This window comes from Micromonospora sp. BQ32, assembly GCF_059358895.1.
Genome location: NZ_JCADBI010000033.1, coordinates 1 through 21,445 on the forward strand (window position 1 = coordinate 1; position 21,445 = coordinate 21,445).

Annotated in this window: 13 protein-coding genes and 2 pseudogenes; 6 read left to right on the plus strand and 9 right to left on the minus strand. The window is 66.6% G+C overall.

What is annotated here, in order from left to right; genetic code table 11:
* The 3 genes and pseudogenes from AC5L30_RS32470 to AC5L30_RS32480 all read left to right on the plus strand — a co-directional run.
* Window positions 1-202: pseudogene (locus AC5L30_RS32470) on the plus strand (FtsK/SpoIIIE domain-containing protein); the annotation flags it as partial.
* A pseudogene (locus AC5L30_RS32475) lies at window positions 168-891 on the plus strand (site-specific integrase); the annotation flags it as partial. The pseudogenes AC5L30_RS32470 and AC5L30_RS32475, both read left to right, overlap by 35 nt.
* Window positions 892-1,269: 378 nt before the next feature.
* Window positions 1,270-1,458, plus strand: a complete 189-nt coding sequence (locus tag AC5L30_RS32480; protein WP_494872055.1) for a hypothetical protein — start codon at window positions 1,270-1,272, stop codon at window positions 1,456-1,458.
* Between the two features lie 694 nt (window positions 1,459-2,152).
* On the opposite strand, the gene AC5L30_RS32485 is transcribed toward AC5L30_RS32480, so the two are convergent.
* From AC5L30_RS32485 to AC5L30_RS32505, 5 genes are all read right to left on the minus strand, one after another.
* Window positions 2,153-2,548 (minus strand): hypothetical protein, encoded by a 396-nt coding sequence (locus AC5L30_RS32485; RefSeq protein ID WP_494872057.1) that lies wholly within the window; start codon window positions 2,546-2,548, stop codon window positions 2,153-2,155.
* Window positions 2,548-8,940, minus strand: coding sequence for an RHS repeat domain-containing protein (locus tag AC5L30_RS32490; protein WP_494872059.1), 6,393 nt, complete (start codon window positions 8,938-8,940; stop codon window positions 2,548-2,550). The genes AC5L30_RS32485 and AC5L30_RS32490 overlap by 1 nt, the downstream gene beginning before the upstream one ends.
* Window positions 8,941-9,168: 228 nt before the next feature.
* Window positions 9,169-11,865, minus strand: a complete 2,697-nt coding sequence (locus tag AC5L30_RS32495) for a LamG domain-containing protein (protein WP_494872060.1) — start codon at window positions 11,863-11,865, stop codon at window positions 9,169-9,171.
* Entirely contained in the window at window positions 11,802-12,755 is a 954-nt protein-coding gene (locus AC5L30_RS32500) for a hypothetical protein (RefSeq protein ID WP_494872061.1), read from the minus strand. The genes AC5L30_RS32495 and AC5L30_RS32500 overlap by 64 nt, the downstream gene beginning before the upstream one ends.
* 772 nt (window positions 12,756-13,527) lie before the next feature.
* On the minus strand, window positions 13,528-14,694 hold the full coding sequence (locus AC5L30_RS32505) for a PucR family transcriptional regulator (RefSeq protein ID WP_494872062.1): 1,167 nt from the start codon (window positions 14,692-14,694) through the stop codon (window positions 13,528-13,530).
* Window positions 14,695-15,008: 314 nt separating this feature from the next.
* Between AC5L30_RS32505 and AC5L30_RS32510 the strand changes: the two genes are divergently transcribed.
* Window positions 15,009-15,413, plus strand: coding sequence for a hypothetical protein (locus tag AC5L30_RS32510; protein ID WP_494872064.1), 405 nt, complete (start codon window positions 15,009-15,011; stop codon window positions 15,411-15,413).
* A gap of 53 nt (window positions 15,414-15,466) precedes the next feature.
* Here the strand turns inward: AC5L30_RS32510 and AC5L30_RS32515 are convergent, their stop codons facing one another.
* From AC5L30_RS32515 to AC5L30_RS32525, 3 genes are all read right to left on the minus strand, one after another.
* The gene (locus AC5L30_RS32515; RefSeq protein ID WP_269215519.1) at window positions 15,467-15,601 is read right to left on the minus strand and encodes a hypothetical protein; all 135 of its coding nucleotides are present in this window, start codon (window positions 15,599-15,601) and stop codon (window positions 15,467-15,469) included.
* A gap of 33 nt (window positions 15,602-15,634) precedes the next feature.
* Entirely contained in the window at window positions 15,635-15,925 is a 291-nt protein-coding gene (locus AC5L30_RS32520; protein ID WP_494872065.1) for a hypothetical protein, read from the minus strand.
* A 498-nt stretch (window positions 15,926-16,423) separates the two neighbouring features.
* Window positions 16,424-17,008 carry a transglutaminase-like domain-containing protein gene (locus tag AC5L30_RS32525; protein WP_387125243.1) on the minus strand — a complete coding sequence of 195 codons (585 nt, stop codon included), beginning with the start codon at window positions 17,006-17,008 and terminating at the stop codon, window positions 16,424-16,426.
* A 666-nt stretch (window positions 17,009-17,674) separates the two neighbouring features.
* Between AC5L30_RS32525 and AC5L30_RS32530 the strand changes: the two genes are divergently transcribed.
* Window positions 17,675-18,148 carry a hypothetical protein gene (locus AC5L30_RS32530; protein WP_145796082.1) on the plus strand — a complete coding sequence of 158 codons (474 nt, stop codon included), beginning with the start codon at window positions 17,675-17,677 and terminating at the stop codon, window positions 18,146-18,148.
* Entirely contained in the window at window positions 18,145-19,701 is a 1,557-nt protein-coding gene (locus AC5L30_RS32535) for a hypothetical protein (protein ID WP_494872066.1), read from the plus strand. The genes AC5L30_RS32530 and AC5L30_RS32535 overlap by 4 nt, the downstream gene beginning before the upstream one ends.
* A 186-nt stretch (window positions 19,702-19,887) precedes the next feature.
* Here AC5L30_RS32535 and AC5L30_RS32540 read toward each other — a convergent pair whose 3' ends face one another.
* Window positions 19,888-20,787 (minus strand): hypothetical protein, encoded by a 900-nt coding sequence (locus tag AC5L30_RS32540; RefSeq protein WP_494872067.1) that lies wholly within the window; start codon window positions 20,785-20,787, stop codon window positions 19,888-19,890.
* Window positions 20,788-21,445: the final 658 nt, after the last annotated feature.

The window sequence follows — 21,445 nt, forward strand, 5'->3', positions numbered from 1 at the left end:
GGCCAACCGGCGCCGCAAGCTCGCCGACGGCGACGGCATGTCCGTCATCGTCACCATCATCGACGAACTCGCCATGTACTCCACCGTCCTCGGCACCAAGCAGCAACAGGAAGAGTTCTCCACCCTCCTGCGCGGGCTCGTCTCCCTCGGCCGCGCCTGCGGCATGGCTCCTCCACTCGCTGCTCAACCGCGCCGTCAATCGAGCCATGGCACGAGACAGGGTCAAACGCAACGTTGTGGCACTCTGCGAAGTACCCACAGGTCGCGGCGGCCGTCCCTCGAAGTCGCTGACGCTCGACCATGCCAAGGCGCTTCTCATCGCTGCCGAGAGCAGCTCGTTGCACGCCTACATCGTCGTCTCACTGCTGACCGGCGCTCGCACCGAGGAACTGCGAGCCCTCACCTGGTCACACGTCGACCTCGCCGGCAAGCCGGACAACGATCCCCCGGTGCCGCCATCCATTCAGGTCTGGCGCTCGGCCCGCGCCGACGGAGACACCAAGACCAAGAAGTCGCGTCGCACCCTGGCTCTGCCGGCCCGGTGCGTCACCGCGCTCACCACCCACCACGAGCGCCAAGGCCAGCCCACCGCTGACCGCCTCGTCTTCGCCTCTGCCGCTGGTACGGCCCTCGATCGGCACAACGTGCTTCGGGCCTTCCGCCCCGTCGTCGCCAAAGCGGGCCTCGACCCGCGCGACTGGACTCCCCGCGAACTGCGGCACAGCTTCGTGTCCCTACTGTCGGACAGCGGCATGAGCCTCGAACAGATCGCGGACCTCTGCGGCCACTCCGGCACGACCGTCACCGAAACCGTCTACCCGGCACCAACTACGGCCGGTGCTCCTGAACGGTGCAGTCGCCATGGACCGAATCTTCGACGCTGAGGCGTAGTCACTCAGTTAGTCACCCAGGTACGACAAAGGGGCCGTCTCGATCTTCCGAGATGGCCCCTCACCTGCGTCGGGACGGCCGGATTCGAACCGACGACCCCTTGTTACCGACAGTGACCGAAACAAACTTGTCATCACTTGCCGAAAGTCGTTGCTGAGCTGCAAGGACGTCGCTAGGCACCCGTCGCTTCTTGTCACCCTTCGTCAACGATTCGCCAGGGTTTTCGGGGGGTAAACGGGGGACCCACACAGGACCCCGTCAGGCCTAACCGCCCCGCGCATCTGCCACCGTGCCGCCCCTCCTCACGGCATGCCTACTGACCGAACCTCTGGCAGTCCTCTCTGGGTCTGCGGGCTGATCGCGACGGCCATATGGTGGGTGAGTATCGGCCTGGAGCAGTGGAGCGTCAGCTACGGCAACCAGCCCGGCGAGTTCGAGGACCTCAAACGTCAGGCAAGCGAGGTCCTACTTGTCGCCGAATTGGTCGCGACCGCCGGGCCGGCCCTCATCGCGCTCCTCGCGTACCAACTGCGACAGGTACGCACCACATCGTCTTCCTGGTGCTGACCGCCGTGATCGCTGTGGTCGCCGTACCGATCGCTGTCCTCGCCGGACAGGACCTCGATCCGGCGCCGGCAGCGACGACGTCCTGTCCGCCCGGGCACTGCGTGGAACACAGCGGCGGTGACACCGCTGCCCGGGCGGCTGACCGAACGGTTCCGTCGGACCGTCACGCCATGATGCCCCCTACAGCCGTCAGCCTGTTGGTCCTAATCGACTCGGCACCCGAGATGGCGCGGGCACATCCCGACCAAGCAAGCCGCGATGAAGGTTCTCTGCCTCGTCGTCCAGCAGAAACGTAAGGGCGGAGTGAGTATCACCGGCCGGGTCAACGGTTGGGCCAAGGTCCACAACGCCCTGATCCTCGCCTACGGCGACCGGTCCCATCTAACAACCTCGATCACACCACAGGTCCAAACCGTCACAGGAGGGCGGAGCGAGCGAAATCGACACTCCCCGAGCCGGACGGCACCATCGAGCAGGCCGAGACAGCCGGCGTCCCGTCCCAGCGTCCGCGACGCCCGCCCCGCCAGAACACCACCAAGGCCATCGTCAGGTCCAAGGCCCGCACACCGAGCGTCCTGGACACGCGAACGACCAAGATCCGCTGATGCACTGTGACATGAATCAGCACGGTCGACATTCGATTGCTCGCGCCGATGCGGCAACTCTTTCATTTGCCGCATCGGCGCTATAAGAATTAGCGACGGTTGACCTTAATCCAATTTTCGGAAGGCAGCGAGAGTGGCATCTCTTCCGTCACCCAGGCGAATTCGAGCGAAGAAAGTCGCCCCTCCGAAAGCCAGAGGAGCAGCTCGCCAATATAGTTTTCATCTGGATCATAGACATGGGCATCGACCGGAAATGGGCCCTCCGTCACGTGGGCAGCAGTCAGATCAGCTGGTATCTCGAGGTCAATGCTCGGCGACCCGCTCGGCTGCCATCGAGCTGACACCCTTGCTGACTTGAGCTGCGACCTGAGCTCTACCACACCAGGAATGCCATCAATCAGAATCGCTTGGATGACCTCACATTCGAGAGCAGTCAGGGGACGAGGAAACTCCTCAACCCGACCAGCCTCTGGACTGATGCCCATCACAACGCTCCAGGGAATTTTGATGGAATGAACGCGGTTCCTATTCGAGGCACACCATTGACCATTGCGCCATGAATTGTCACCGTCTCACCATAAATATCACGCTGAACCTTGAAGGGCCCAGTCGCAGGAAGTCCGCAGGTGCATCGTAGACTATCCACTATCGCACGCATCGCTTCAGCTCTGCCTCCCGCAGAAGTAACAAGGTCTCCGAATCCGTGTTTTGCAGGGTCGATTACGTGCTCCAACTTTCTGGGCGTGTTGGCGAGATCGAATGCCTCATCTAGAGTTGATTGACTCAGCGGAGTGCACGTGGAACAAGCGCGGGCAGCTGTCTTGGCGGCCGTAGCGGTGGCGAGGCCGCGGCCGATCCCGAATCCTCCGCCCATGGCGATCGCTGCCACGATCTCGCCGGCATACATCATCGCTTCGGGGCACGCCGTGACGCCGCAGTCCCACTGGAAGCCGTATTGGTTGAGGCAGTTGGTGTAGTCCAAGCGCCCGCCGCCGCAGAGGATCTGGATCTCGGCCTTGATCGGGTCGAAGTTCTGCTTGACAACTGCCGTGCGTAGCGTGAGGCAGTCACCGGGGTGGGCCTTGCAGTTGATGTTGTCCTTGGTATAGGTGGTGAGGAAGGCATCCTTGGCTGCCTGGCGCGCGCCGTTCACGTTGTTGTCGCCGACCGTGCTGCTGCCACCCGAGGAAGGCGTGTTGCCGCCTCCAGGCGAAGAGGGGTTCGCCGCCTCTCGTTCTTCGTCGATCCGCTGGCCGCCGCCGGGGTCGAGGCCGGTGGGGTCGGAGAGGTTGATGGGGCTGTTGTTGGCGTAGGAGTAGGCGTTCCAGTGCTGTGGATCGGACAGGTCCATAAGCGGGTCGACTGAGATGAACCGGCCCAGAGTCTGGTCGTACTGTCGGGCGCCGATGTTGACCAGGTTGGTGGGGTCGATGTCCCCGCCAACAAAACCCTTGCTGTTGGGCCAGGTGGGGTTCGTCCCACGGGGTGCGCCGTAGGGGTTTTGCCGGCGGATGGTGACGGCTTGGGTGCTGGCGTTGATGCCGACTTGTTGGGTGCCTTGGTGGTCGTTGTAGAGCCAGGTCAGGTTGCTGATTGCGGAGTTTGCGGTGCGGCTGGCGATGGTGGTGCCGGCGAAGTCGTAGTAGCGGGTGCCGGTGTTGACGGTGCCTTGGCGCCGGATTTCCTGGCCGGGTAGGTACAGGGTGGTGCCGGTGGTGTCGCGTCGAATGATCCGGGTGCCGTTGGCGTCGTAGATGTTGGTTTCGATGTTCTTCCCGCCAGCGTTGACGGTGGCGAGTTTGCCCTCGGCGTTCCAGCCAAGGGTTTGGCTGTTGGTACCGGTGGCGCAGTCGTTGGCGGTGTTGGCGGCGGGGCGGCAGGTGGTGTTGCCGGTGTTGTCGTAGGCGTACTTGTTGATCATGTCGCTTTGGCCCGGTGCTTGCGTCGTCATCGCGGTCACGACGTGCGGGCGTACGGCGTTCTGGCCGCCGGTGGGCGTGGCGTACGTGCGGGTGGTTTCCCCTGCGGGGGTGTGGCTGGTCTCGGTCACCCGGGAGCCGGTGGTGGTGAACGTCCAGTCCTGCCAGTAGGGTGCCGGGCCGGCGAGGTTCGCCGCGCTCGGGTCGGTCTCGCAGCTCACTCCCGACTTCGGTGTCCAAGCAGTCTTGAGTCGCCCGAGTTCGTCCTGGCGGAAACACTGAATGTCCGTCACGCCGACCTGCGGGGTGTCCGCGATCGAGGTGATGTTGCCGGCGTCGTCGTGGTCGTAGTTGCGGTCCGAGACGGTGCCCGCGACGTTCTGCCGTTCGATGGTGGTGCGCTTGATCCTGCGGGTTGCCTCCTCACGGTAGATAGTGTCTTGGGTGTAGACACCGTTGGGCATTTTGTAGACCGACCCGTCGCGCTCACCGTAGGTGGTGTAGGTGGCGGTAGCCATGGTGCCCACCGAGCCGGTCAGGCTGGTGTTGATGCTCGTCGGCATGCCGGTGGTGGCGTTGTAGTCGGTGGTGATCTGTTCGGTGACCAGACCACCAGCAGCCGGGTAAGAGATCGATACCGGCGCGCCGGTGGCGTCGGCGTATTCGTAGCCGTAGACGTAGGTGGAGTCCAGGCCCGCCTCGACCGCAGGAATCACGTAGTGGAAGCCCTTGGGCTGATACCGGGCGTCGAAGCTGCGCACCTGCCACTTGCAGGCGTTCGCCGACCCGGCCGGCTCGTACCGGATCGCCTGGGTCAACTGGCCCTTGTACCCAGGCTGACCGGTGTACAGGGCGTCGTACTTCCACTCCGCGCGCAGCGCACCCGTCGCGGAGCCATCCCGCAGTTCCTTCTTCCGGCCGAGGGTGTCGTAGACGTACCACAGCGCGTTACCGCTGGCATCGACGGTCTTGGTCAGCTCGTTGGCGTCGTTGTAGGTGCTGGTCGTGACACCCTTGTCCGGGTCGGTCGTCCGCCATTGGCGGCCCTTGGCGTCGAACTCGTACACCCATTGGTTGCCGCCGGGATCGATGTTCTTGACAGCCTGGCCTTTGCGGTTGAACTCGTAACGAGTCTCCAGGTAGCTGCCCGTCACACCGGCGGGGGTGTTGTGTTGCCGCAGGGCGATGGTGCGGCCCTCGATGTCGGTGACGGTGGTGGTGGGGGTGCCACCGGCCGGCGGGGTGACCGTGCTCAGGTCACCCTCGTGTGAGGTAACGGTTCGCCATTTCGGTGCCAGATTGATGTCGCCATCGCCGGCGAGAAAGACGCTCGCTGTGGGCCGGGACGCGCGGTCGAACTCGGTCTTGGTCACGGCCGGCACGGACCAGTCCGGCTCCCACCAGAGGGCTCCGGACGGGGCGCCCGGTTCGGCGTGGGCGGCGTAGCTGGTGGCGGCCCGGCCGAACTCGTCGTAGATGGTGTCGGTGACGACCCGGGAACCGCTACCGCTCATCGACAGGCTTTGCGTCTGCCGCGGCCGGAGCAGTCCGTCGAGGATCTGGTAAGCCGTCACGTAGTTGGCGTCGGCGTTTAGGACCTGGCTGGTCACGTACGGGTAGGTGTCCCGGTTGGGCGCGAAGGTGTAGGTGTACTGGGCGAACGGCTTGTTCGGGTTGCTCGCGTTCGACCAACCCAGCTTCCACACCTTGGAGGTACGGCCCAGGGCGTCGTACTGCACTTCAGCGGTCACTTTGCCGTTGGGGTCGGTGGTCTTGGTGGTGGATCCCCAGTACGGGTTGGTCTCCGCGGACGAGGTCCAGTTGAACGGCGCCGGGCCTGTTGTGGTCACCTTGGTGACTGGGCCTCCGACCGCGGGGGTGTATGCGGTGGTGGTGACGTTGCCCTTGATGTCGGTGGCGGTCAGCGCCCGACCCGTGGGGTCATAGGTGGCCTGCGAGACTGTCTGCCACACCGTGCCGGTTCCCGGCTCCCAGTCCTTGAGCTGTTCGGTCTTGGTGACGGCGCCGAACTTCGGTGTGGTGTCGGCGCTGCTCGCGCCGTCGTAGTAGGTCCTGACGTCGGAGATCACGTCATCGACGCTGGCCGGGTTCATGCCGCAGGCCAACGCCGTGGTGGTGGTCTGCTTGACCGCTTCCGTGAGGTTCTTGCTCAGATTGCGGTTGTAGCTGTACGTGACACATTTTTCGTCGCCGGTCTTCGAGATGTCGCCATCATCTTGCGACCACTTCTGCGTGCCGTACGTGTCGTCGAAGCTCGTCGTCCGTCCCGAGGTACGCCAACCCCGCGCCCCGTCCACACCAAGCGCGGTGGACGTGTAGGTAGCCTGCGTGTCCACGAACCGCGCCTCAACCGTGTCACCGTTGATCGTCCGGCTGGCGGTCGGCGGGGACCGCCACGGCACGTTCACGGTCTTCGACACCGGCTTGGTCGCGACCCCGTTGTAGACGACCTGTTCGCGGATCCGACCGGCGAACTGGTCCTCGTCATGAACGGTTTCCGAGCCCACGGAGGCGGGGACGGTCACGGTGCGTGTTCCGCCGGACGGGCTGGCTTTGTCGCCGTGCATGCCGCGCATGAACGTCGTGGCGGTCAAGCTCTGGGTGGCCGGATCAGATCCGACTCGGGTGTTGACCTGGGCGTAGCCGCGCCACTGCGACCAGGTCTTGCGGTCCGGCTTAGACAACCCATCGTCGTCGGCGTAGTGCCACGCGGGCGTGCCCGGGTACTGGTACCAGGTGTGGGTGGCGTCTGCCTGTCGACTGTCCTTGAGCTGCACGTCGTTTTCGGCGATGTGCTCGACCCGGTACTTGTGCCACCACTGCGTGACCAGCCGCTCACCACTGGGGTCGTCCGGATCCGGCACCAACACCGGGTAGCAGCGCTTCGTATTCGTGTGCGCCGCCAGCGACTCGGTGTTCGCCGCGGTGCACTCGGTCTCGCTGTAGTCGACGTGGATGATCGCACCGGTCTCGGTCTTGATGTCAGAGATCCGCAGCCAGTTGTCCGACGTGCCATGCTCGGTCAACACCCGGTTTGCCATCGTCGTCGCGGTGAACGTCACCGGCGGCAGGCTGACGGTCCCGCCGACGTGCCCGGCGTGGTCAATCTTGTCGAGCCACAAGCCGGTGTGCGTGGAGTCCGCGGTGGCGGTGAACGTGTGGCTCAGGGTCCACGACTCCACGTCCTGCCAGGCAGGGGTGGTCTTGGTGGTGTCGTACACCTTCGCGGTGATCGTCTTCAGCCGCTTGGTGGTCCAGAACGTCGGCGAGTACTGCTGCGGACACGACGTCGCCGACGCCTTGCACTCCTGGTCCCAGGGGGTGTCCTTCCAGGAGTCCTTGACCGGGCTCGCCTCGGTGCCGCAGTTGGAGAAGCAACGAATGTCGGTGTTGAACACCACCTGCGCGTACGGGGTGGTGCTGCGCTCGGTGACCCCGTGCGTCGCCGCCGTCCGGTCGTAGGTGCCGTAGTCGATGCGGGTGAGGTAGCCAGCTCGGTCGTACGACACGTCATCGGAGTCGGTGACGTTACGGGCGTACTTGTTGGTCTCCTTGCCATACCACAGCGACATGGTGTTGCCCCGCACGTCCACGACGTAGTCGAGGTTCCACCGCCACGCCTGCGTGCAGTCGGAGCTGGTGAACGCGCTCTGATGGCACGGCTCACCCGAGTGGTTACCGAACACCGGCATGGTCAGCGTCGAGTTCGTCTTAGCCGTCTGACCGGGCAGGGCATGCATGCCGAAGAAGTACTGCGTACCGTCGGTGGTCGTCACCTTCCAGTACTCACCGTCATTGTCGCCGTTGCCCGACCCACCAGTCAGCTTCTCGATCTTCAAGCCGTCCTCGGAGCGGGAGTGCCAGCCCTTACCCGCCTGGAACACGAGCTCGCCACCGCTGCCGTTCAGGCTCAGGGTGGCGTTGTCGGACCGCCAACACTGGTCACCGGTGCGCTGGGTGTTGTTCGCGCCGTTCTTCATGTCTTCTACGCACGGCACGTAGCGGCGCTCGATGAAGCCGGGCGAGTAGTCGAAGCCCTCACCGATCCATGAGGGCTGGTTGTTGGTCACCTCGGAGCGCCCGTCCACCGCCGACGACGAGTAGGCCAGCGTCACCGAGGGCGCAGGGCCGGTCGCCGGCGCGGTGCGTACCGGATACGACCAGGAGAAGTCGCCCGAGGAGCCGCCCGAGGACCACGTCGATGAGGCAGTCAGACTGGTGGCGGTGAAGTCACCGTCCTTGCCCGAGGCGCCTGCGGCCAACACCACGAACAAGGCCGCCCGCTGTTCGACCGCGGCACCGCCTGACGGTCGTCCGCCGGTCGTGGATGGCGACGGTGGCTGCGCGGCGGGCACCGCGACCTCCGCCGTGGCGACACCGGCGGCGAGGTCGTTGGCGGTGCGCAGCGGCACCGACCGGCAACTTGGGTCGTCCGGGGTGGACAACGCGCATTCGGGTACCTGCCACAACTTCAGCCGCGACGCCCATTCGCCGCCGGCGGCGTACCGGAATTTGCTGTAGTCCACCGAGATCTTCGCCGTGCCCACTGCTTCGTCGCGCGGGGTGCTCACCTTCATGACAAGCCCGTCACGCCACGACTGCGGCACTGCCGCCCGGTCCATCACCTGCACATCGACGGCGCTCAGCCGCTCACCGGCCTTACCCGCGGCGCGGTCCACCCAGACCGGCAAATCACCCGCCTTCGCTCCACGGCCACCGGCGACCCGGGCACCAGGCCCGCCAAGCTCCACATGGGCGCTACCGGCGGCCGGCCACACCGGTGCGGGCGCCGGCGCGTACTGCACCCGCTGCTGCTCCCAGCCCTTACCCGCCACCGGCCCGCCGTCGTTGTCCAACTTCTCGGCCGGCGCCGGATGCTGCCGCCGGTCGGGCTTAGCCTGGGCGGCGGGCACGCCCACCAGGAGCGACGCGACCACCGTGGCGGCTAGAGACCCCGCCACTGACAGGCGGCGCGTTGGCGTACCGAGAACCCGCCGGTGCAGCCGGCGAAGAGAAGACCCCGTCAACATGTGTTCCCTTCCCAGGAACCAAGAGCCACTCGAACAGAGGACTGGTGCAACATGACGGCGCGGACCGTGGCCGCCGAAGATCGACGTTCGCGGGTGCGGTGGTGACGACGCGTCACCACCGCGCCGGCAGACGGGTTAGCTGGCTTCCTGGGCTTGGTGCAGGGCCAGGACTTGGGCATCTGTCATCGCGCCTTGGTAGAGGCCGAGGTCGTCGACTGTGCCGTGCAGCGGGTGCCAGGTGCCGTTCCTACCCACCAACAACGGGCCGTTCGCCTGCCAGGGTCGCCAGGATGTCCGGAGCGTGGTCGTGGTTTTGTGTTCGCCGTTGACGTACAGCTTGAGTTGCCGGCGGTCGGCGTCCAGGACACCGACCAGGTGCTGCCAGGTGTCGCCGACGTTCGGTGCTGGTGCCGTCGCGAACGTGGCCCCGGTGCCGTCGTCAGGCGTTGCCGCGGTGTCGAGCATTTTGAGCTTCCAAACGCCACCGTTGTCATTGCCGTAGTACAGGTAGAAGCCGCCGACGGCTGTCCCGTTCTGGATCATCACTGTTTGGTAGTCGTCGGTCTGCTCGAGCCGTACCCACACAGACACGGTGAATGACTGGTCGGTGCGCAGCACCGGGGTGGCCTGCCACTGCGCCACATCGCCTATCGGATTGAGCTTGTAGGCCGAGCGTCCGAACTCGGTCGTCGGTGCGGGTGGAGTGTTCGGGTCAGCGTCGTCATCGAGCCCACTGTCGAAGTGCAGGCCGGCGCTGCCGTCCCCACCTCGCCCGGTGTCGACCTCGACGCCCTTCGACAGGGCCAGCCACCGATCCCACGCGGTCGTGTTGTCCTTGGCCTCACACGAGTTCACGATCGTCGGGTCCCAGCACGCGCCTACCGGATCGGTCTCGAACCCCCAGCCACCGACCTGGATCGGAGTCAACATGCCGGGCTCGTCAAACCCACCAGAGTTCGGGTCATCCTTGAGGATTCCGGTGAAGTCGTGCGGGACGATGGCTCGGTCGAACACCTGAACGTCGGCGATATTGCCGGCCCACCAGTTTCCCGCAGCTCCCCAGTATGTGCGCCCGACCGTGAAACGGCCCGTGGCAGCCCACGGCGTGGCCGCACGCGGCGTCTCGCCAGCCTCCGCACCATTGACGTAGAGGCGCATCGTCTTTGCCACGGCGTCGTAGACGCCGGCGATGTGCACCCACTTTCCGATGTCCGCGCTACCCAGCGTCGGGGGGGCGTAGATCGTCGCGCCGCTGCTGTTCTTGTCCAGGGAGTTCCGCATGTGGAACGACCAGTGGGGTCCCTGGGAGTCACGGCGGACGCCCAGGTAAAAGCCGCCCGCCATGCTCGTATCCGAGGTCATCGCCGGGTCTTGCCCCAACACGTCACGGTCAGTGACGGTATCGATCAGCGATGGCCGGACCCACGCCGCCACGGTGAACGACTTGGTAGTGTCCACCACCGGCCCCGACGATGCCGCTTGGCTGCTGGAACCGTTGAACGTCGCGGTCTTCCCGTCGACCATCCGCACGTCATCAGTCCACCCGACGCTGGTGGCAGTCAACGGCGTGCTCGCGCCCACCCCAGATTTATCCGCCAGCGCAGCCGCCTGGTCGATACCTGGATAGGTCTCCAACCCCCACTGGGCGATGGCGGGCAGCGGCGTGCCCACCGTGAACGAGTACCCGAACTCATTACTCTCGTTCAGGGTTCCGTCGATGGCCTTGGCCTTGAACACATTCCGGCCATAGCTCGGAGCGGTCGCGTCCACTTCGACGTACTTCGGGCTGGTGCCCTGCGCTGGCTTGGAGAACTCTCCCGCGCTGCCCCACCCGTAGGTGAACGTCGCCACTGTCGTGTCCGACGACTCGATTCGGAACCTGCCCGCGCGCCCAGGGCTGGGGGGCGCCGTCACCATGCTCACTGTCACCGGAGGTCTTGTGTTATCTACCGCAAAACGGCACCACGGCGACCACGCCGACTGGAAGTATGTGTCGGTGTTCTTCACCCGGTAGGCGTAGGTCTTGTCCTTCACCAACCCGGACAACGCGACGCTGGTCGCCACCGTGTTCGGTGTGATACCCGTCTTGTCGCCGGGTCCCGGTTTGCGCGCCGGAGAGGTGTCAGTCACCGTGGCCATGCCACCGGATGGCACCTCGATCCACTCGAAGTGGGCCGTGAGGGAGTCCCACGAATCGGCGTCCGGGAACGTCGCCCGCAACGTCGGCGTGAACGTGCCGACCATCAGCACACCGCTGTTGCATGCCACGCCCGCCACCTGCAAGCCCGCCGGGGCGCCGGGCTTGCTGTCATAGTCCACGAACAGCTTGGCGTTCCCCGGGAAGTACTTCTTCCAGCGGCTCTGCGTCGACTCGCCGCTGCCGTTCTTATCTCCGGCGGCACTGAACCCAAGCGTCATCGTTGACCAACTGTTGCCTGCCACCGCCCGGAGCTGGGTGGTCACCGCCGAGCTCTCAAACTGCACCGTCATGTCCGGCTGGATCGCACCGCACCCACCCGCCTCGTTGGCGTGACTGCCCGCGGCGGTGAGCATCGTCGACAAACCCATCTTCGACCAGGTTGCCCGCATCGTCTTGTCGATCGCCGGCGACAGGTACATCCAGTTCGGGGTGTCGTCACACGAGTGGGTGTGGTCCACCTTCATTTCGACCCGCGCGTCGGCGATGAATTTCCCCTTCAGTGACACCTTGTTGTCAGCCACGGTCGGGAACTCGAAATACGACCGGTAGATGGCGCCGGTGTCCGGGTTCAACCCCGCCGCGCCACGCTGTAGTCGCTGTTCGACGACCCGTTGTTGGTCGAGTACGCCCACTTGTTACGCAGATCCGACCAACGCCACTGCGGATCGATGTAGATCGGAAAGTGAGCGCTCGGGGAGTCCAGTAACGTCGGGTCCGGGGTCAGCAGGAGGTCGCCGCCGCCCGTGATCTGCGCAGCCACCGGAGCCACTTGCGCGGCGTCGCCAGCGGATACGTCGGACGACGGCTCGTCACCGGTCGCCTGGTTCCGTCCTATCGCTCGGGCCGCCACCGTGGAGGGCCGCGAGTCCCACATCGCCGCGGGCTCTGCCGAGGCGACCACGACCGCGCCGGCGGTCGCCTTCAAGGCTCCACTCGGGCTGTGACGCACCTGTGCGTCGCCACCCAGATCGAAGCGGATCTGACGCACTGCGGGATTGGACGCCGCCGCGGCGGACTTGACGACAAGGACGTGAGTGAAGCCGACACGCGTGGCCCTCAGCACCAGATCGACGTCTGGCAGAACGTTCGGGAAGGTAGCTGAGTCGCCGTCCACGGCCGGCTCCGGCAGGCTCCCGCCCGACCACGACATCGTCATCGTCTTTGCCGCGTTCTTCACGATCACCAGCGGGCCGGACCCGCCGCTGCTGAAGGTGACATCGGCGGCGGAGGCCCGCGGCCGCAGCAGACCGTCGGCGTCGCGGAGCAGCTGAAGGTTGATGTCGGTCCATTCGCCGGTCTTGCGGGTCCATTGCGGCACCACAGCAGACTCGAACGTCATACGGCCGTCCGGCTGCGCAACCACCCGCGCGTACTCAGACCGCGATGCATCGACCACCACCGCCTGGTCACAAGCGGCCGCCATCGCCGCAGCTGCCGTCTCCGTCCGTGCCTCGCCCGCACATGCCGCCGCAGCAGGTGCCGCCGCCACCGGCAGCACAACCCCGGCAGTGGCGACCACCAAGGCCGCCGGCAACCCCAGACACGCCATCAGTCGGCTAAGTCCAGGGCCCGCGAACTGTCGGGCACGTCGCCCTACCCGCCCACCGGACCCCGCCCCGACACGCAAATGTGCAGCAACCACCGCAAGGCCCCCGTTGATCACGCCCGATGAACGGCCGAACTGTAGAAAGCTTGATGATCAGCTGTAGAGGGCGGTTACAAGTTGCCAGGATGAAACGGACAGCAACATGTCAGTCCGACATCAAGATGACCCAAAGTAGCCAGACAGCGCCAGCCGCGGCAGCAACCGCTACCCACCCTCAGGCCGAGGACCCGTCCAACCCTGGCAGGAGCCGGGAGACCGTCCACCGGACGCCCTCCGGGCCAGTCGGATAGACGGGTGTTACAACAACTGATGCTGATTACTCAAGACACTGCACAGAGTCGATTCCTCACATCGGCGGCCCGAGAGCCCACTCCGTCAGGAGTTCACCGTACGCTGAGCCGTGCCTGGCAAGGGGTAGTCGATGCCGAGGACGGCAAGGCAACGAGGTTGTGCTACAGCCATCTTGGACAGCCCGTGCTCCGCGATCGGGACCGAGGCGATTCGAACCCACAACAACCTCATGTCGAGTCTCGTCAGGGCTTGTCATTGCTTGTCAAAACCCCTTGTTACCGACAGTGATCGGCCAAAGCTTGTCATTGGCTGCCGAAAGTGAGCGCTGAGCTGCGGAAACATCGACGGACGTTCATCGCTACTTGTCACGCTTCGTCAACGACTGGGCGCTGCTGATCTAGCCGGCGAGGATCCGGGCGACGGCGGTGCTCAGCACCCGTACGCCGCGGGTCGAGCCCGGCTCCAGCCCGGTCAGGTTGCGCACCCGGGTCAGCCGGTAGTCGAGCGTGCGCGGGTGGATGCACAGCGCGGCCGCGGTGTCGAGCCGGTTCATGTCGTGCTGGTAGTAGGCGTCCAGCGTGGCGACCAGGTCGGGGCCGGCGTCAAGTTGCGCCGCCACCACCTGGAGCCACTGCCCGACCTCCGCCAGCCGGGCGGCGCCCAGCTCGGCGAAGACGTCGGTGACCGTGTACGCGTGGCGCGGCACGGCCCGCACCGGTGCGACCTCGCTGACCTGCCGGGCCAGCGCCACGGCGTCGCCGAACGCGCGCACCCGCCCAGGCGCGGTGCCGGCCGCGCACGGCCGGCCGGTCATCGAGGCCACGTCGCGGGCCAGCGCGAGCCCGCGCTCGACCGCCGGCTGCCGGCCGCCCGGCGAGCTGGGGATCAGCGCGACCACCTCGTGCGGCTCCGGCCAGCTCAGCGGCATCCAGTGCGTCTTCAGCAGCGCGCTGGCGAACTCGTCCCGCGCCGCCTGGTCCGGCCCGGGCGATCCGCCGGCCACCCGGACCACCGTCGCGACGACGTGGTCGGGGACCGGCATGTGCAGGCCGCGCGCCAGGTCGGTCGCGCTGTCGTCGCCGGCCAGCAGCATCACCGTCAGCAGCCGCACCTGGGCGACGGTCGCCAGCGTGCGCCGCTGCCCCTCGATCCAGCCCCGGGTGTACGCGCCCTGGGCGGCCATTCCCGCGGGAGCCAGCCAGGCGAGCGTGTGCATCGTCGCGGCGATGTCGTTCGGGCCGGCCGCCTCGTACACCTCGCGCAGCGTTAGCCGGGTGTGCACGAGCAACACCTGCCGCTGCGCGGTCAGGGTGAGTCCCTTCTCGCCGCGCTGGCGGCCCATCGCGGCCATCAGGTCCAGATCCTGCACGTGGAACGGCGCGCTGTCCGCCGCGAGGTCGACCGTGCGCTGACGGAGGAAGACCGCGAAATCGAGCATCTCCGACCGCACCTGCGGCATGGCCGCGAGGTTGCGGTATTCCAGCAGCTCCTCCTGGTAGGCGTCCACCGCCCGGCGGGCGTTGTCGGCTACTCGCTGCCGCCAGAGGCTGAACAGACCGCCCATGCCGGTCAACGGTAATCGATGCGTTCCGGCCACGCCGCCCGGTTGACGCGGACCGGACAGCCTTGCGGACATTCGCAAGAACCGGGGTACGCCGGCGACCCGGTTCTCGCCCTGTCACGAAGACCCGGCCACCGGCACCCTGGAACGCTTCGCCATGGACGTCAGACGACGGCCCGGCCGGGTCGGGCGCGACCAGGTACGCGCCCGGCATCCGCAGATCGCACAGCAATCGAGAGGTGGTTCTGGTTATGACATGGCGTAGTCGACCCTCCGCCGGAGCACGATCCGGCATTCTCCGCGCATCCAGTCTGCTGTTGGCCGCGACGGTGATGCTCGCCGCGTTCATGGCCGCACCGTCCGCGGCGGTCGCGGCACCCGCGCCGAGCGGCGACGCGGCTGTCGCCGCCATCGGAGCCGAGCGGGCATCGGCGAGCTCCGCCGGCACGTTGAGCGTCACGACGTCGACGGCGGCCGCCGCCTCACCGGCGAAGGGCGGCGGTTTCTCGGTGATGTCGGGCTCCTGCCCGTACGCCGGGCAGTACATCGACCCGTGGCTGATCGTGTTCCAGGGCTGCACCCTCACCGGCCAGCCGACGACCGCGGTCAGCGCCCGGTGCTCCAACGGGGCCACCCTGGGCCCCGTGCACGTGCCGCCCGGCGTCTACGACATCTATGTCGACTGCTACCCGGCGTTCTTCAGCTCGCTCGCGTTCATCTGATCGGCCCACCCGGCACGGATCCCGTTGCGGGATCCGTGCCGGCGGTGCCGGTCTCAGGGCAGCGCGTCCAGGTGCGGGCCGACCGTGTTGGCGAAGCGGTTGCCGTTCGTCACGTCCCAGTTGACCGACCAGGTCATCGCGCCGCGCGGGCAGACGCGGCGGCCGACCTCGTCACGTGTGAAGGTCAATAACCGCTGTTTCCGCCGGTCGACCGGCGGCTCTCATTTGACACCCAGCCTGCGGGCGAGCTCCTGCCCCCTCGCGTTGGCTTCCGCAACGTGTGCGGCCAATTGCTGCGGGGTACGTGACGGCAGCACGATCGAGCACCAAGCGCGTGGCACCGCCTGCAACTGCCAGCCCAGCTGGTCGGCGAGCTGGGGGGCCTCGGCCCGGACCCGGAGCAAGGAGGCGCCCATATCGCGGCGTACGCGGCGCTGCAGCGGCCTGTCGTAGAGGTCCTCACCTTGGTCAGGAAGATGGGCGTCGGATAGACCGACTTCCTTGACGCTCAACTTGTCGTGGAGTTTTTCTTCGGCTCAGAGCTGGTCCCAGGCAGTGGTGGGCGTGATTAGCCGAAGGCTGAGGGGCCCGAGTGATGGCCGAAGGTTGAGGCGAAGCTGATGCTGGACTGGCCACCGAGGACATGACGGGTGCGGCAGGGGTGCTCCGCAGCCGAAGAGCTGCCCACGGGCTTCGCACCACCCATCACGGTGCTCGTCGAGCTTAGGAACCACGCGTGCGAGGCCGCACGTCTAGCGGAGACCAGGCGCCAGCTATTCACCGCACCATCAGGTAACAGGGCGGAATGCTCCACCGGCCCGAGGTCGCGGCCCGCCATCTACAGCATCCACGTGCCCAACGGGGACCGTGCAACGACGAGACCGAATGGAACGCTCGCGCTGAGCAACCGCCGATCGCGCGTCTCCGATGAGATCCGCAGCGCCTTCACCGTGCAGGAGAGCGCGCTCGCACGGTTGGAGCGGCTTCTCGACCAGATCCGCTGTGCCGACTCAGGGCGTAGCGGGCAACCCGGCGCGGCACAGTTCAAGAGCGTCTCGAGCACCGCGCAGGGCTGCGATCACATTGGGCGAGGGTCGCACGTGCACTTCAGGAAAGTCGAGACCGGCCGATCCGTCGGTGATCGGGTAGGCCAGTTGCTCACGCCCGAGCCGGAATTGGGCGTCGATGCCGGTGCGGTTGCCGCGCGGGTCCTGGCGATGCCAGCGTCCGGTGAGGTATACGGCGACGAGGCCGTGCAGGAAGGGCTCTCCCCCGTCGGTCAGCTGTTGGTAGCACAACCCGGCCGGAACGCCGCCGGCCCGGGCCACGGCCACCAGCAGGTGCGACTTGGCATAGCAGAGGCCGACGCCGGCGCTGAGCACCTCGCCAGCGGTGACGGTGATCCGCGGATCCTGGGCGTCCACGGAGTGCCGGATCCGGTCACGAACCCATGCGAAGGCGGCCCGCATGAAGTCGACGTCGTCCGGATGCGCCGCGCGTAGTTCACCAGCTAACGCCCGCACTGCCGGATGGTCCACCTCGACGACCGTGTCACCGCCCAGGTACTCCATCGGTTCGCCCGCGACCAGTTGCATAGCTGTCCCTTTCCCCGCCGCCTGTTCAGTCGAATTCGAGGCTGCTCCATCGCGCCATGACCTCGTCGCGTTGCGGTAACGGCACTATTTCACCGCAGCCACGCTTCGCCTGTCACCCTCATTCCCGGACGCAGCTGCGGATACACGCGCTGATCTGCCGCTTGTCGCGCGCTACCAACTATTACGACAGCCGGATGAAGCGAGTGCCAGTCCTGCCGACCTATTCTGGCTGGGGTCAGGTCCAGGCGCGGTCGAGGGCCAGTGCGAGCCGTCTGGCCCATTGCTCGGCGGTGCCCGTAATTCCGGCGTACTCGTCGGTGAAGTTGGACCAGTCGACCTCCCAGGACAGCACGGTCTCGGCCCCGAATGTATCGGCTTCAGCGCCGAGGTCCGGTCGCATGAGCTGGCGGACGAGGGATTGGTCGACGATCGCAGGCAAACATGTCGACGCCGCGTGAAACTGACCCCATGGTTCCGGGCTCAGGGGGTCACTTCACCCGCACGCGCCGGAAACCCCCAGCCGATCGGCTGGGGGTTTCCAGCCTCGGCAGCCGGCACGGCGCGCCGACCGATTCCCGACTCATCCCGGAGCCCGAGCCCGGACCCCGCGTCGCGCCGGCTTGCTAGCGTGGAAATGCCTCGATTCCTTCGGATGAGGAGGAGAACGTGGATCTCGGTTGGCTGGCGGGGTTGGGCGCGTCCGCGGCGGCGGTCCTGGTGCAGGCGGCCGCGACGGACGTGTGGCAGGGGGCACGCTCCGGGTTCGCCCGGCTCCTCGGCCGCGGTGACCCGCGACGGGAGACCGCCGCGGTCCGGCGGCTGGACGCCCTGGCCGCGGAGGTGGAACAAGCTCCGCCCGCCCAGCGTGACCAGGTACGCGCACGGCTGTTGCCGGCCTGGCAGACGCGGCTGTCAGACCTGGTCGAGGAAGACCCGGTCACCGCCGACGGCGTGCGTGACCTGCGTGACGAGTTGGTGACCCGGCTACCCACCGCGCAGCAGCAGTGGATCCAGCACATCACCGCGACAGCCTCCGGCGCGACCGCTCAGGGAGTGATGTTCGGCAGCATAGTCAACCACCCCACCCCGCCGGAAGCTGACCCGAGCGGCCCGGTGCCCGACCCGGGTCAGCCCCGATGACCGTCGACCCCCTCCTCGTCCAGCAGCAGGTTTCTGCCGCCGCCGGCACCGCGTACGGGGTGATCGGCGCCGACCTGCACGTCTTCGGTGACGGGACGCCGCTGTATCTTTTGGAGGAGCACCGCCGGCCCGACCCGCCGGACTGGAGCTGGCTGCGCGAGATGCCCTCCCGGATGCTCAACGCGCACTCCCGCGTGGTCCCGTTCACCGGCCGCGAGTCCGAACGGGACGAGCTGCGCACCTGGCGGGAGACCGGGCCGCGACTGGCGGTGCGCTGGCTGCACGCCCCGGGCGGTCGGGGCAAGACCCGGCTGGCCGGCCACCTCGCCGCCCAGGCCGCCGACGAGGGCTGGAAGGTCGTCACGGCGGTGCCCCACGTGGGCACGCCCAGCGCCCTGCTGGGCAGCCAGGACCTGCGGCCGGACCGCCACCGGGGAGTGCTGCTGATCGTCGACTACGCCGACCGGTACCCGCTGTCCAGCCTGCTCTGGCTGCTGCGCAACGCCCTGCTCCACCGGGCCGACAAACCGGCACGGGTGTTGATGGTGGCACGCAGCGCGTCCACGTGGCCGGCACTGCGCGCCAACCTGGACGATCCCCGCGTCCAGGCCGGCACGTCCGAGCAGTACCTGGCCCCGCTGCCCGACGACGAGGACGCTCGGCGGGCCATGTTCACCGCCGCCCACGACAGCTTCGCCGCCGTCTACGGTCTCTCCGGTCCGGACGCCGTCCCCCGACTCCCCAACCTGGGTCATCCGGAGTTCGGGCTCACCCTCACCGTGCACGTCGCCGCGCTGGTCGCCGTCGACACCCGCGCGACCGGCGCCCAGCCGCCCACCCAGGTCACGTTGCTAACCCGCTACGTGCTCGACCGCGAACGTCAACACTGGACCCGGCTGTACGAGGGCCGCGCCCGCGGGCTGAACCACGGCACGCCCGACGACGTCATGGCCCGTACCGTCTTCACCGCCGCCCTCGCCGGCCCGCTCCCGCACCCCGAGGCCGCCGGGCTCCTGCGCCGCGTCGAGCGGGAACTGCCCGCCGAACGGATCATCAGCGACCACAGCCACTGCTACCCGGCCGCCGACCCCCATCGGGCCACCGTGTTCGAACCGCTGTACCCGGACCGGCTGGCCGAGGACTTCATCGCTCACACCCTGCCCGGCTCCGATCACCCGGCCGACCCGTGGGCCCCCACCCGGCTGCACGACCTGCTGCACGAGCAACCGTCACCAGCCTCGGGCCGCCCCCGGCCGCCGGCGACAGCCGCGACGTACACCGCGCGCGCGGTCACCTTCAAGGAAGAGACCGACACGAAAAGCGCCGCAGCACAACTGGGACACTCCAGCGAGGAGGTCACCGCCACGTACTACATCGCCAAGCCCGCCCAAGCCCCGGACGTCTCGGACATCCTCGAGCGACTCGGCGCCGACCGCGGGCGACGTCCCACACCCGCATTGCCCAACGATGCGCACGGACGACGAACCTGGTCGCCGACCCCGGTAAATGGGGGGTTTTCGGGGGGCGGTTCAAAACCCCATAGACAAACTTAAAGCCCTGACCAGCGTTTCCGCTGGTCAGGGCTTTTTCTCTGTCGGGACGGCCGGATTCGAACCGACGACCCCTTGACCCCCAGGCAACCAACACGGCTCGCCGACCTGGTGCGCCAGGCACTCTAGGCAGCGGTACCCGTCCACTGACGTCCACGGTCGTCCGGATCTGGTCGCACCGGTCGTCACTCAGTTAGTCACTCCGGGCTTCCTGGCACTCGGGCTACTGCCATCTATCTCCAGGCGGATGGACTCATCGTCCGGTATGACAAGCACCCCGCCTTTCACGTTATCCTTCTCAAGTAGATACAAACGGTTGGACTTCCTGGCTAAGAGAAGCAGCCCCTCGTACTTATACAGATAGCGCGAGTTGGAAGAATACTCCAACGTCCTTTTTTCTACGCCGAGCCGCTCAATTCGCAGATCTTCTTTGGTGTACAGGACGGCCACAGGAATACTTTTGTGATCGTCCGCTGCCCGGTAGGCTCGGTACTCCCCCAACCCTCGGCCAACCATGGATATAAACGAAAGAGCGAGAATCCCAAGCAGTACCAGAATTACCGGCAGTCGCTGCTGCATGTGCATAAGGATTCGGGCCGGCACGTGTCCCGCTGCTCGCGCAAACCAAAGATAGACGAAAGCCACCAATGCATAGATGGGGAAGACTGCGGCTACTATAAGTGACTTGTAAGCATAACGATCATCGAGCAAAAGGGGAGCCGCAACCATTGCTACGCCCGCCAGCAGTAACAGCGCCCCAAAAGTCCGCGACATCCCGACCGCGTACTTAACCTTGCCATCCTGGACAAACAGCGGGTGACTCTGCACAACAAGGTGAACAATCATTCCAGCAAATAGGAGCACAGTCACAAGAACGGTTCCGCCGCTTTGCATTACGTCAACAGGTGTTATTCCGAGCAGGCCCATCGGTATGCCGAAATACCCGTAATAACCCCGCTCGTGTGACCATCCATAGAAATAGAGCAATCCGACGAAGAAGACTGACTGGGCAATGACTGATTGAGCAATTGCCAGGAGAGCGCCCGGACTCTGCGTTTTAGTGGGGGTTTGCAATTCGATCATCGTCATCCTCTCTAGGCATCGGGATACTAGTCGAGGCAAGCTCGTTGCCTGCCATCCCGTGTGCCGTCGACCCGCCCTCCTGGGGAGCGGGCCGCCGTCCGGCCCGCCATGTCAAGCGGACCTTGACGCCCGTACGGACGCTGGCGGGTCGGGCGGTGGTCTGCTCGGCTTGCCCGGGTCGAGGGCAGGCGGGATGGCCTACCGCAACCACCCACGGACCGTGACCCGCCGACGGAGCCCCGGCCATCCTGGAGCCGGAGCGCCCCCGCCGGAGGCGCAGTAGCCGTAACCCGCGACCGCCGCCAGCTCGCCGACGCGGCCGGCGTGCGCTTCCCTGCGCCGCGCGGGCTCGTGGCTGCGCGGCTCGGCCGGCTGGCGGCTCACACACCCATCACCCAGCGGCCTGTCGTTCTGCGGCGGCCCCCTTGGGCTTCCGCTTTCGCGCCAGCCGCCGGGCGTGTTGCGTGGCCGGAGTCGGAGCGCCAGCGGAGCGACGGACACGCGCCCAGGCGGCGGCGCGTGCGGCCCGTTCAGGGCCGCCTTGAAGACGTACAGAAAGTTCTCACCACTTTGCCGGCAGCCGGCGGTGTCCCGTCACGGGACATGCTTGACAGTGGCGTCCCACCAGATGCTTGACATGATCGATGTCGGCTCTCTTCATCAC

What these genes read in the sequence shown, in the direction of transcription:
- AC5L30_RS32485 (WP_494872057.1), bottom strand. Translation starts at nt 2,548, where the DNA reads ATGGGCATCAGTCCAGAGGCTGGTCGGGTTGAGGAGTTTCCTCGTCCC.
- AC5L30_RS32505 (WP_494872062.1), bottom strand. Translation starts at nt 14,694, where the DNA reads ATGGGCGGTCTGTTCAGCCTCTGGCGGCAGCGAGTAGCCGACAACGCC.
- AC5L30_RS32525 (WP_387125243.1), bottom strand. Translation starts at nt 17,008, where the DNA reads ATGCAACTGGTCGCGGGCGAACCGATGGAGTACCTGGGCGGTGACACG.
- AC5L30_RS32535 (WP_494872066.1), top strand. Translation starts at nt 18,145, where the DNA reads ATGACCGTCGACCCCCTCCTCGTCCAGCAGCAGGTTTCTGCCGCCGCC.
- AC5L30_RS32540 (WP_494872067.1), bottom strand. Translation starts at nt 20,787, where the DNA reads ATGACGATGATCGAATTGCAAACCCCCACTAAAACGCAGAGTCCGGGC.